The organism is Desulfobacterales bacterium, from assembly GCA_029211065.1.
Lineage (GTDB): Bacteria > Desulfobacterota > Desulfobacteria > Desulfobacterales > JARGFK01 > JARGFK01.
The window spans coordinates 1-11,847 of the sequence record JARGFK010000052.1 but is presented as its reverse complement, the minus strand read 5'-3'; the positions used below and the strand labels follow the sequence as shown (position 1 = coordinate 11,847).

General features: G+C 52.4%; 12 protein-coding genes. 8 read left to right on the top strand and 4 right to left on the bottom strand.

Annotation, left to right across the window (positions count from 1 at the left end; translation table 11 throughout):
- Positions 1-147: 147 nt before the first annotated feature.
- Genes P1P89_12615 through P1P89_12600 form a run of 4 tightly spaced genes read right to left on the bottom strand, consistent with a single transcriptional unit; the run spans position 148 to position 3,524 of the window.
- Positions 148-1,047 (bottom strand): CoA ester lyase, encoded by a 900-nt coding sequence (locus P1P89_12615; GenBank protein ID MDF1592350.1) that lies wholly within the window; start codon positions 1,045-1,047, stop codon positions 148-150.
- A 16-nt stretch (positions 1,048-1,063) separates the two neighbouring features.
- Positions 1,064-1,960, bottom strand: coding sequence for a succinate--CoA ligase subunit alpha (locus P1P89_12610; protein MDF1592349.1), 897 nt, complete (start codon positions 1,958-1,960; stop codon positions 1,064-1,066).
- A gap of 12 nt (positions 1,961-1,972) precedes the next feature.
- A complete protein-coding gene (locus tag P1P89_12605) occupies positions 1,973-2,257 on the bottom strand; it encodes a hypothetical protein (GenBank protein ID MDF1592348.1) in 285 nt (94 codons plus the stop codon).
- A 13-nt stretch (positions 2,258-2,270) separates the two neighbouring features.
- Positions 2,271-3,524 (bottom strand): acetate--CoA ligase family protein, encoded by a 1,254-nt coding sequence (locus P1P89_12600; GenBank protein ID MDF1592347.1) that lies wholly within the window; start codon positions 3,522-3,524, stop codon positions 2,271-2,273.
- A 413-nt stretch (positions 3,525-3,937) separates the two neighbouring features.
- Between P1P89_12600 and P1P89_12595 the strand changes: the two genes are divergently transcribed.
- From P1P89_12595 to P1P89_12560, 8 genes are all read left to right on the top strand, one after another.
- A complete protein-coding gene (locus P1P89_12595) occupies positions 3,938-4,648 on the top strand; it encodes a FadR/GntR family transcriptional regulator (protein ID MDF1592346.1) in 711 nt (236 codons plus the stop codon).
- Positions 4,649-4,693: 45 nt separating this feature from the next.
- Positions 4,694-4,921: a hypothetical protein gene (locus P1P89_12590; GenBank protein ID MDF1592345.1), complete on the top strand. Its 228-nt coding sequence runs from the start codon at positions 4,694-4,696 to the stop codon at positions 4,919-4,921.
- Between the two features lie 21 nt (positions 4,922-4,942).
- Positions 4,943-6,835, top strand: coding sequence for a biotin attachment protein (locus P1P89_12585; GenBank protein MDF1592344.1), 1,893 nt, complete (start codon positions 4,943-4,945; stop codon positions 6,833-6,835).
- Positions 6,836-6,838: 3 nt separating this feature from the next.
- Positions 6,839-7,966 (top strand): sodium ion-translocating decarboxylase subunit beta, encoded by a 1,128-nt coding sequence (locus P1P89_12580; GenBank protein ID MDF1592343.1) that lies wholly within the window; start codon positions 6,839-6,841, stop codon positions 7,964-7,966.
- Positions 7,967-8,304: 338 nt separating this feature from the next.
- Positions 8,305-9,480, top strand: a complete 1,176-nt coding sequence (locus P1P89_12575; GenBank protein MDF1592342.1) for an aminotransferase class V-fold PLP-dependent enzyme — start codon at positions 8,305-8,307, stop codon at positions 9,478-9,480.
- A gap of 96 nt (positions 9,481-9,576) precedes the next feature.
- A complete protein-coding gene (locus P1P89_12570; protein MDF1592341.1) occupies positions 9,577-10,563 on the top strand; it encodes a tripartite tricarboxylate transporter substrate binding protein in 987 nt (328 codons plus the stop codon).
- A 25-nt stretch (positions 10,564-10,588) separates the two neighbouring features.
- Positions 10,589-11,086 (top strand): tripartite tricarboxylate transporter TctB family protein, encoded by a 498-nt coding sequence (locus P1P89_12565; GenBank protein ID MDF1592340.1) that lies wholly within the window; start codon positions 10,589-10,591, stop codon positions 11,084-11,086.
- Positions 11,087-11,111: 25 nt separating this feature from the next.
- Positions 11,112-11,847, top strand: a 736-nt coding sequence (locus tag P1P89_12560) for a tripartite tricarboxylate transporter permease (protein MDF1592339.1), incomplete at its 3' end; no start/stop codon positions are given.

Genomic DNA, 11,847 nt, shown 5'->3' with positions numbered 1-11,847 from the left:
GGCGGGTGTCGATTCAAAGGGATCAGGGGTCGGGTGTCAGGGATCAGGAAGTACGCATTCAATGACCTATACTGCTCCCTGATAACTGGCCCCCGGCACCTGAACCCTGATCCCCGGAACCTGACACCCGGACCCTAATTCTTGTACCTATGCTTTTCTTTTGGCGTCTGCAGCTTTGATCTCTTCCATGGTGCGTAAAATTGTCAGGGCGTTTTCATATACCGGCGTGTCGACCATTTTGCCTTTGTAGGTAACGGCGGCAGCGCCCTTGGCAATCCCTTCTTCTTCAAAGACTTTCTTGACGCCTTCGGCCCACTCGACGTCTTCGGAAGACGGGGTGTAGATTATGTGCGAAGGTTCGATCTGGCTGGGATGAATCAGCATGCGGCCTTCATATCCCATCTGGCGGCCCTCGCGGGTGCTCTTGTCAAAGGCGTCCATGTCCTGGAAAGCCACAAAGGGGCAGTCAATGGCGACACAACCGGCGGCGCGGGCGGCGACGGCCGTATAGTACCTGGCATAGAGCTGCTCCATACCCTCGGATGTCAGTGTTACGCGCATATCCTTGGTATAGTCCACGGCGCCGAAAATCAGGGAGTTTACCCGCGGGCTGGCGGTGGCCGCCGGATAAGCGTTGATAACGCCCTTGGCGGTTTCGATCAGCAGTTGGATGCCGACGGTCCCGACTTTCATTCCCCGGCGCTGTTCCAGTTCTTCCAGCTTCCAATCCAGACGTTTGACATTGTCGGCGCTGCCGCACTTGGCCAGGCAGACGCCGTCGAGCCCGGGATGGACGATGGCTTCAAGGTCGTCATTGGTCATCAGGGTTTCCCAGTTGTTGATGCGGACATACAGGTTGGCGGAAGCCTGGGAAGCCCGGCTGCTTTTCAAATACTCCTGGATCATCTTGCGGCCTTTGGGCTTTTCAGCCGGCGGGACCGAATCTTCCAGGTCAAGGGTGAGAATGTCGGCTGTGATGGTGGGGGCCTTGGCCACCATCTTTTCATTATTGCTGGGTACATAAAACACAGATCGCATAACTGCCATGATCGTATCCTCCTTCTTATAAGTTGATTAATTTTTTGATGGTCGGCGCCATTTCTTCAGGACTGTCCACCACGTGGGCGCCGGCTTTGGTGAGCGCCTCGATTTTGCTTTTGGCCGAGCCTTTGCCGCGCTCCACAATGCTGCTGGCGTGTGAAAACCGCATGCCTTCGGGCGCCCAGGCGCCGGCGATAAAGACCACCAGGGGCTTTGTGAATTTCTTTGTCGCTACCGCTTCGGCCGCTTCTTCTTCCAGGGTTCCGCCGATTTCGCCGAAGATGGCCACGGCCTTTGTCTGCCCGTCGGCCTCGAACATTTCCAAAACTTCGGCCATGGAAAGACCCAAAACCGGTTCGGTGCCGATGTGCAGGGCGGTGCTGATGCCCAGGCCGGCGACCTTCAATGCCCAGGGAACGGTGCCGGACTGCCCGCCGCTGCGGGAAATAACGCCGATGGGGCCGGGCTCAAACAGCATCTGGGCCCAGTCGGCGCTGCCGCCCAGCCAGCCCATGGCGGCTTTGCCGGGACTGATCAGGCCCAGGCTTCCGGGACCGAGCAGTTTGACTTTGTTTTTCAAGGCGTAATTAACCATGGCAATGACATCGTGCACCGGAATGCGTTCCACCGGTGAAACGATAAATTTAATGCCGGCATCGATGGCTTCATAAACGGCGCCTTTCAACCCCGGGCCGGGGATGAACGTAACCGTGGCGTCGACCATCCCCACCTTATCAATGGCCGCCTTTACCGTATCGAACACCGGGATGCCATGCACTTCCTGTCCGCCCCGTCCGGGGGTGACGCCGGCAACCACCTGGGTGCCATACCCCTTCATAAATTCGGTTCGCAGCGATCCTTCCCGGCCGGTCATTCCCTGAACAATTACTTTTGTATTTTTATCTAAAAGTATCGACATCGTATCCCCCCGTTAAGCTGTTCCATGCTTTTTCCTGTATTGATCCAGTCCCTCAATGGGGACTTCGATGGTTATGGCCGAATTGCCCCTGAACCAGCATTCGTACTCACAGGCCAGACATTCCGTGCCGGTACGCGCCAGTTCTTCCGGACTCCCTTCCACCGCAGGTTTTCCGTCTTTCAGCACTAAAATCCCCCGGCTGAAAGTTTTACATGCTTCCACGCATGCGTGGGTCTTGCAATCTTTACATTTATCGTCATCGATAATGACTTTGATGGTTCTTTCATTAAACTCCATAGGGACCCCCTTTTTAGGCAGCTTTTTCTTTTCTGTATTCATCCACCAGCGCTTTGACCCGGCCGCCGATAAATTTGGCGTCATAAACCCGTTCGCGGTCGTAGATTTCGATTCTGGCATCCAGGCCTTTCAGCCCTTCCTTCAAGATTTCCTGGGATTCTTTTTCCTTGTTGCCGCACAGCAGCAGGACAACCGGGAAACCGGGCCGCTTGGGCAGTTCTTCCCGCAGCGCTTTCACGATGCCGTGGGCATGGTGCCACTGTTCCTGGTTGGCCATCATGAAGCCTGCCAGAAAATACCCCTCAATGCCCGGCTGGGACATGATGAGTTTGATGACACGGTAGACCTTGGAAGCAGTGGGATTGCCGCTGGTATCGGCATAATCGGCGACCTTCAGCCCCACCTGATTCAGGGCATCCATACCGATCATGGCGGCGCCGCCGCCGATGCCGTGATAACCGACATAGCCCCCCTGGGCGATTTCTTCAGGGGATGCCATTTCAGCGACATAGCTGGTTCCGCGAAAATCGGTCTCTTCAAAAGACCATCCCATCAGGTCAAAATGGGTGGCCTCCTTGAGAAATTCCCGTCCGATTTTGATGCCTAACTCCGGATGGCGGAAAAGGGCCTGGTCATCCACCGCCATGCGGCAGTCGGCTGCAATCAGCTTGCCTTGCTTGGTCATCACCAGCGGATTGATTTCCAGTGTGCGGCAGTCATACTTTTGGAATGTTTTAAAAAGCTTGAAGATGACATCCCCTACCTGGCGCAGGGCCGCACCTTTGACGCCCATGGAAAGCGCCATGTTCAAGGTGTCATAAGGCATCAGGCCCTTAACGACATCCACGTTCAACATGGCGATTTTGTCGGCAGGGACGGATTCGATTTCCATACCGCCTTCGGGGCTGAACATGATGACCGGTCCCCTTACGTCCTGGGCAGAGTTGATGATAACGCCGGCATAGAATTCCTGAGCGATATCGAGCTTTTCTTCAACCAGAACCTCTTTGACTTCGAGCCCCTTTACCTTCATGCCCAGGATTTCACCGGCAGCTTTTTGGGCTTCGTCCGGGGTGTCGGCAAACTTGACGGCGCCGGACTTGCCGCGGCCGCCCGCCCATACCTGGGCTTTTATGACCACCGGCTTGCCGATTTTCTGGGTTGCTGCTTTGGCTGCCTCAGGGGTTTTTACCGCTTCGCCGACAGGGATCGGAATACCTGCTTGTTTAAAGAAGGCTTTTCCCTGATATTCAAAAAACTTTGCCATAATGCCTCCATTTGGAAATTGGTTTTTGTTTTTTTACTTTTTGTTTGGTAAGACCATTTACCCTGAACATTTGCATGAAAAATTTTTAGCTGTCAAGTAATTTTTCCAAAAAAAATGGTCAGTCCAACGGCTGCGTACCTGAGAATGAGCTGAACGACGGGGATTTATATCGGACAGGGCTTTCTTTCAACCTGAAATTCCGGCAAAAGGGCGTGTTGATAATAATTAGATTTCAGCACTTTTACAAGTAGCAGCCGGGATAGCGCAACCAAAAATATCGTCGAAAAATCCATTTCAGCATAATTCAGTACAATAATGTTTTTTTTGATTGACAATTTTATCGGAACGTTGATACATAGCCAAACTATATAAATCGAATTTGGTATAATGGTCAGTCCAATATGGGAGAGGACATGGACAGACAAATGTTTAGGCCGATCAAACAGGAAAAACTTTCAGTCAAAATTTCCAGCCAGATCAAAACACTGATCATTGAAGGGGAATTGAAACCCGGCGATCCGTTGCCCCCGGAAAGAGAGCTGATGCATTTATTAAATGTCAGCCGGCCGTCCATTCGGGAGGCGCTCAAGTCGCTGATCGGAATGGGATTCCTGGAAGCTTCCAAGGGAAATCGGACCATTGTAAAGTCGCTGGCGTCCGGACGGATGCTGGATCCGCTGCATCAACTCTTAAAGGATGATATCATGGTCGTCTTCGAGTTGATCGAGGTGCGCAAAGCCATTGAAGCCTGGAATGCGTATTATGCCGCTAAACGGGCAACGCCGGCGGACATCGAGCGCCTGGAGAAAAATGTTGCGTCCTTGAAAGAAAAGATCGGGGATCATGATTTTGTCATTGAAAAGGTTGACGCGGATTTCCACCTGGCCATTTCCGAAGCGACGCACAACAAAATACAAACGCATATCATGTTTACGATATATGATATAATCCGGGAATCCATCGGGAAATACTTTCAAAACATCAATTATAATGATGTCTATCATCAACATCAGGATATTGTCCAGGCGATAAAGGTAAAAAATCCGGACGCGGCCAGGGAAAAAATCCTTGAGCACCTCGAATATGTCGAGACCCGGATCAAGGAACTGGTGAACAGCCGGTAACGTTGTAACCGTTTTTTAAAGTTCAAAATATCATGAGGTAAAATTGTGGACACAAAACTTTTATGGATATGTGTTTCATCGTTTGTGGGGGTCTTTAGCGTCTTGACCTTTCTGGCCGTTACGATGCATGTGATTACATTGATTTTTCCGGGAAAGAAAATTATAGCCAAAGCTGCCGGATCAGACGACGCGGTTGTTTATGCGGCCGTGAGTTCAACATATGCGCGCCTGTATCCGGGAACGAAGGTTTCTAAAATTGAAGAGATTAAATAAATAATAAATAGAGGAGGCGAAATGATTTATACACAGAAACCCAAAACAATACGCGTGATGCTAACGCCCTTTCGGGATGGACTTCAAAGCTCTTTCGGCGGAAAGGTAAAGCTCGAAAATTACCTGCCGGCGATGGAATATGCCGCTAAAGAAATGGGCGTCAGACATATGGAGTTCGGCGGTGGCGCACGCTACCAGGCGCCGTTCTTTTATCTGGGAGAAGACCCGTTTGAGACCATGCAAAAAATGCGGGATGCCGTCGGTCCGGATGTGGATCTGCAAATCCTGACGCGGTCGATCTCAGGCGTGACCCTGCAGGCGCAAAATACCGAAGCGCTTAAATTGCAGGCGAAGCTGATGAAAGCCCATGGGACCACATGGGATCGCAATTTCGATTACATGAACGATACAGAGCTTTTATATAAAACCGGCCAGCCGATTATCGAGTCCGGTATGCATCATCAGGCCTGTATTGCCATGATGGGGCTTCCCTTTAAGTCGGACAAGGTCCATACGGCCGAATTTTATGTCGGGATCGGCAAAAAGATCCTGGACAGCGGGATGCGGGTGGACAGCATCTGTATGAAAGATGCCAGCGGTACGACCGATCCCAAAACATTTTATGATACGGCGATCGGCATGCGAAAAATCATGCCGCCGGAAATGCCGCTGTGGGCCCATACCCATGATACGGCCAGTATGGCGGTGTCGCAGTATATGGCCTCCATCGCCGGCGGCGCCGATGGGGTTGACCTGTCCGTCCGGCCTCTGGCCAGCGGGACGGTCCAGCCGGACGTACGGTCCATGGCGCATGCGCTCAAAGGGACCGGCTTCGAACTGGATCTGGATGTTTCCAAGGTACAGATGGTGGAGAATCTGCTGAACGAAGGATTGGCGGATTATGATTTCAATCCGGTAACCACCATGGCCGATGCCAGGGTGATTGCCTTCCCCATGCCGGGCGGCGCCATTGGTCCCAATGTTCATATGATGGTAAAAGCCGGATTGCTGGATAAATATGGTGAAATTCTGGCGGAGTTTCCGGTGGTGGTTGAGGCCGGCGGCGCCTGGACCAGCGTCACTCCCGGAAGCCAGCAGTACTGGCTGCAGGCATTTAACAATGTTCTTTACGGCCGCTGGAAAACCATCGAAGGCGGTTACGGCCGGGCGGTTCTCGGCTATTTCGGCAAAACGCCGCTGCCCTCTGATCCCGCCGTGGTGAAAATCGCTTCCGAACAACTCAAGCTCCCGCCGTTTGAAGGGGATCCGTTAGAGGCGGCAGCCGATAATATCCCGGAAGCTAAAAAGGCCTTAGAAGAAAACAAACTGCCGGTTACCGAAAAAAATATATTTCTGGTGATATCGGCAATGGTTCCCGGCAAGAAATTTGAAACAAACGAGGGGATGCGGCTCCTGCAGGGCAAGGGCAAGATCGATGTGCCGCTGAAAAAGAAAGAGGAACCCAAACCGGCTGAGGAAAAAGCCCCCGCAATGAGGCTGGCGGTGGCGCCTTCGGATATGATGCCCATGACAACCCGCTGCACCGTTGTCGAAGGCGGAAACTCCCGCTGCTTTTTAGTGACCGTGGAACCTGTCACCGCAGCGGACACCCCTCCGGCGACCGCTCCTGCTGCTCCGGCTCCAACGGCTGTCGCACCGGCGGCGCCGCCAACAGCTTCCGGCCAGGAAGTTCCGGTTTACACAAAGTTCGCCGGATCGGTGGAGCTGGTGGACATTAAGGTTAAGGCCGGGGACACGGTTACCAAGGGACAGGTGGTTGCGGCGGTTGAAGCCATGAAGGCCAACCATGATATCAAATCTCCGGTGGACGGTGTGGTTGCATCCGTTCAGGCTCGCATTGGAGATGAACTGGATGCTTCGAAACCAATTCTAATGATTGCGAAAAAAGGTTGATCAATGGAAACCATTGCTGAATTAGTTTTAAAATCGGGTTTCGCCAACCTGACATGGGGAACCCTTGTCATGTTTATTGTGGCCGGAACCCTTATTTATCTTGCGATTACCAAAGGGTATGAACCGCTTTTGCTGATTCCGATCGGATTCGGGACACTCCTGGCAAATCTCCCGCTGGGGGACATGGGATCCTACGGTCAGGGCGTGATGAATTTTATCTACCGCAGCGGCATCAAAACCCAACTCCTGCCCCCCGTTATTTTCATGGGGGTCGGGGTGTTGACGGATTTCAGGCCGCTCCTGGGCCGTCCGCTGACATTTCTGCTGGGCGCAGCCGCCCAGCTGGGCATATTTTCCGCCGCACTCGGCGCGGCTTATATTTTTGGTTTTACCTATCAGGAAGCCGCAGCCATCGGTATTATCGGCGGCGCAGACGGGCCCACATCGATTTACCTGGCAACCCTGCTGGCGCCGCACCTGCTGGGGCCCATTGCGGTGGCGGCATACAGCTACATGTCGCTGGTACCCATCATTCAGCCTCCCATCATCAAATGGCTCACCACTCAAAAGGAGCGGGCCATCGATATGCCCCAGACCAAACCGGTCTCTAAAACAGCGGTGATAATATTTCCGATTGCCACGGGAATCCTGGCGTCACTGGCCATTCCCTCATGCGCGCCCCTCATCGGCATGCTCATGTTCGGCAACCTGCTGAGGGAATGCGGCGTGACCGAACGGCTGAAAAAGACCGCCGGCAGCGCGCTCATTGATATCGTGACCATCTTTCTGGGCCTGGCGGTGGGCGCCACCATGGACAGCGAGCACTTTCTCACGGTGCAGACGATTCAGATTCTGCTCATGGGACTGGTGGCGTTTTCCTTCAGCACCGCCGGCGGTGTTATTTTTGCAAAGTTCATTAATTTGTTTCTGGCGAAAGACAAGAAGATAAATCCCTGCATCGGCGCGGCCGGCGTTTCAGCCGTTCCCATGGCAGCCCGGGTGGTTCAAAAATTCGTATCAGACCATACCAACGGTGAAGTCAATCCACTGATGCAGGCCATGGGTCCCAATGTGGCCGGCGTTATCGGTTCAGCCGTGGCAGCCGGGGTCTTCCTGGCGCTGCTGGGATAATACCCCTAATTTATTATTTTAAAAACCCGCAGCTTTTATCAGCTGCGGGTTTTTTTTATAGTCTTGTAAAATTGTATCCAAAGTAAATTTTCATAACCTTTATCTGCATTTTGAAAATATTATTTTTCATTAATATTTTTCATTAATATTTTTTGTGAATAATAAATATTATGCGGTAACATATTGTAATCTATTATGAATAAATAATTAAAAATACTATTGACATTTACAGGCGGATGGCTTAGAAAATTTATCAACTACAGAAAGCATAATATTTGGATACAATTGATTTAAAATTTTTAGATATCAAACAGTGTGATTGAGAGGAGTTAATTGCGGTGACTGGACAAGCTGGACGACATTTTTTACAGATACCGGGGCCCACCAATGTGCCGGAGCGTGTCTTGCGGGCCATGTGCCGGCCGACGATGGATCATCGCGGACCTGAATTTGCGGGTCTGTCTTTGGAAGTTTTAGCTGGCATCAAGCGTATTTTCAAGACTTCCGGTCCGGTAATTATTTATCCTTCTTCCGGGACCGGAGCATGGGAGGCGGCGTTGGTCAACACGTTGTCTCCAGGCGATAAGGTGTTGATGTTCGAAACCGGCCATTTTGCGACCTTATGGTATCAGAAAGCCGTACGGTTGGGACTGGATGTGGATTTTGTGCCGAGCGACTGGCGTCATGGGGTGGATCCGGCGTTGGTGGGGGAAAAACTGGCGGCCGACAAGAATCATCACATCAAGTCCGTGATGGTGGTGCATAATGAAACGTCCACCGGAGTTGCCAGCCGGATTGCCGAGATCCGCAAGGCCATCGACGCGGCCGGACATCCGGCCCTGTTTATGGTCGACACCATCTCTTCGCTGGCATCCATTGATTACCGCCATGAGGAGTGGGGGGTGGATGTCACGGTGGGCTGTTCCCAGAAGGGATTGATGCTGCCGCCGGGTTTGGGGTTCAATGCGGTGAGTGCTAAAGCAATTGCGGCGTCACAATCGGCAAAATTGCCGAGATCCTACTGGAGTTGGGACGGCATGTTTGCGCCCAACAAGAAGGGATTTTTTCCCTCCACCCCGGCGACCAATCTGCTTTACGGACTGCGGGAAGCGATTGCGATGCTGGAGGAAGAGGGATTGGCGAATGTTTTTCAGCGTCACGATCGGCATGCCGAGGCGACCCGTCGGGCGGTTCGGGCCTGGGGGCTTGAGGTGCTGTGCGCGGAGCCAAAGGAATACAGCAGTTCGCTGACGGCGGTGCTGATGCCTGCGGGGCACAGTGCGGACGGTCTGCGCCGGGTGATTCTGGAAAATTTCAACATGTCTCTGGGAAACGGCCTGGGGAAGGTTGCAGACAAGGTGTTCCGGATCGGGCATCTGGGGGATTTTAACGATCTGATGCTGATGGGAACCCTGGCGGGAGTCGAGATGGGTTTATCCCTGGCCGGCGTGCCGTTTAAAAAAGGCGGCGTGGCCGCTGCCATGGATTACCTCGAGAGTTCTGTTAATAAATAAAGGATGACCGATAATGTGTTGGTCGAGCGCTGCCGACAGAGGTAGATGCGCTGGTAACCATATCCAAAAAAACCATTTAAAAAGGGAGGAAAGGCTATGTTTAAGAAAAAATCATTGGTATTTTTGACAGTGACATTTGTCATGGTTCTGGCTTTAGCGGTACAAATCCAGGCTGCCGACAAACCCAAAGACTACCCCAGCAGGCCCATAGAAGTGGTGGTTCAGTACGGTGCCGGCGGCGGCAGCGATAATTTTGTGCGTAACCTGATGATGCGAGGCCGGCGGAATCTCGGAACGGCCGTCAATATCACCAACATGACCGGCGGCGCCGGTGTCAAGGCTTCCCAGTATGTCCTTTCGCAGCCGGCCGACGGTTATACCATCTACAACTTCAGTCCGGAACAGCTCATCAATACCGTCCTGGGTCGCGAAAATTACAGTGAGGAATTCGTGCCGCTTTGCCAGGTGCAGCAGGACCAAAGCTTGTTCTCTGTGAGCCCGCAATCAAAATTTAAGACCATCCAGGATGTCATTGCCTATGGCAAGGCCAATCCGGGAAAACTTCAGTTCACCGGCACCACCCCGGCCAGCCCGGATGAAATTATCATCATGAGTTTTGCCAAAGCAGTGGGAATAAAGGTTAAATACATTCCTTTTGACAAAGCCCCCGAATCCCATGCCGCGGTTCTGGGCAACCATTTGGATGTCTTGCATGAAGAGCCGGGCTCCATCATTTCCCTGCTTGAAGCCAAAAAACTCATCCCGATAGTGGTTTTCGCCGAAAAACGCCTGGAAGCATTCCCGGATGTTCCCACTGCCAAAGAGATCGGCGCCGACATCACCATGGGCCGCTGGCGAGGCCTGGCGTTCAAAAAAGGCACCCCTCAGCCGATCATCGACTGGGTGGCGGTACAATTGAAGAAAGCCTATGATCATAAAAGCTATAAGACGTATGCCAAAGCATCGCTGCTGGATTTGCGTCCGGGCTGGAAGGGACCGGCGGAATTCGGCAAGTTCTGGGAATCTGAATATGTTGTTTTCAAGGAAATTCTGGAAGAGCTCGGATATACCAAGAAAAAGTAAAAAAAACAGAAAGGGGTAACTTGTATTGAAAGCGTTGTTTAAAGGCGAAATCGTCATCAGCCTGATCACTATTATCGGTGCCATTTACCTCTATCACGAAACATATCAGTTCGGTTTTATTGATCTTTATGGGGGTCTTGGGCCGTTCTTCTGGCCCAGGCTCCTCCTTGTTTTGCTGATGGCGTTTAGTGTTGGGGTGGCGATTAATGTGTTTCAAAAGGTTAAAAAAGGTCTCCTGCCTGCCGCAGCAGCAACTTTGGACATGGGCAAAATCCAGTTGTTCTCTGCCATGGGGCTGATCGCACTCTATATCATTTTGTTGAAAATCATCGGGTTTCTGGTTCTGACCCCTTTTGTGATGATCGCGTTCATGTACCTTCTGGGTGAAAAAAGCAAGGTGTGGATTTTTACGATACCGTTTGCGCTGACCCTCGGCATCGTGCTGCTGTTCACCAAGATTATGTATGTTCCCCTGCCCCGGGGAATCGGTATTTTTTTGTCCATTAGCCACCTGCTGTATTAAACAGTAACTCAAGGAACATTATCAAATGGAAATCTGGTTGGGAGCGTTGCAGAATGTGTTTAATCCGACAGGACTTTTCCTGGTCGCTGCCGGTGTAATGATGGGTGTCACCCTAGGGGCGATACCCGGGTTGAACTCCACCATGGGCACCGCATTGCTGATTCCGTTCACCTTCGCCATGCAACCGACCAACGGGCTGGTACTGCTGTCGGCGGTGTATTGCGGCGGAACCTTCGGCGGTTCCATATCGGCGATTTTATTTAATGTGCCCGGTGCGCCGGAAGCCTCGGTGACCGGTTTTGACGGCTATCCCATGGCCAAGGCCGGCAAGGCGGCCCAAGCCCTCGGCATCGCCATTATGTGCAGTTGCATCGGCGGGTTGTTCAGCGTTATGGTCATGACCCTGGTGTCCCCGCAACTTGCTAAAGTCGGGTTGATGTTTTCACAGCCCGAATACTTTGCGCTGGGGGTTGCGGCCCTGACGTTGATTGCCTCCCTGGGGGGCGACAACATGCTCAAAGCGTTTATCGCCGGCGCCATCGGTTTGCTGGTTGCCACCATCGGCATCGATCCCATGACCAGTAACGCGCGCTTTACCTTCGGCGGAAAGGCGCTCATCGGCGGGATAAATTTTATCCCGGCGATTATAGGCGCGTTTGCAGTCAGTGAAATTTTGGCCACAGCCGAAGCCGGCGGGATCAGATCAGATATCCAGATGGCCAAGGTATCCACGACCCTGCCGCGGTTCAAGGAGCTGATCC

What these genes read in the sequence shown, in the direction of transcription:
- P1P89_12600 (MDF1592347.1), bottom strand. Translation starts at nt 3,524, where the DNA reads ATGGCAAAGTTTTTTGAATATCAGGGAAAAGCCTTCTTTAAACAAGCA.
- P1P89_12585 (MDF1592344.1), top strand. Translation starts at nt 4,943, where the DNA reads ATGATTTATACACAGAAACCCAAAACAATACGCGTGATGCTAACGCCC.
- P1P89_12615 (MDF1592350.1), bottom strand. Translation starts at nt 1,047, where the DNA reads ATGGCAGTTATGCGATCTGTGTTTTATGTACCCAGCAATAATGAAAAG.
- P1P89_12570 (MDF1592341.1), top strand. Translation starts at nt 9,577, where the DNA reads ATGTTTAAGAAAAAATCATTGGTATTTTTGACAGTGACATTTGTCATG.
- P1P89_12595 (MDF1592346.1), top strand. Translation starts at nt 3,938, where the DNA reads ATGGACAGACAAATGTTTAGGCCGATCAAACAGGAAAAACTTTCAGTC.
- P1P89_12610 (MDF1592349.1), bottom strand. Translation starts at nt 1,960, where the DNA reads ATGTCGATACTTTTAGATAAAAATACAAAAGTAATTGTTCAGGGAATG.
- P1P89_12605 (MDF1592348.1), bottom strand. Translation starts at nt 2,257, where the DNA reads ATGGAGTTTAATGAAAGAACCATCAAAGTCATTATCGATGACGATAAA.
- P1P89_12580 (MDF1592343.1), top strand. Translation starts at nt 6,839, where the DNA reads ATGGAAACCATTGCTGAATTAGTTTTAAAATCGGGTTTCGCCAACCTG.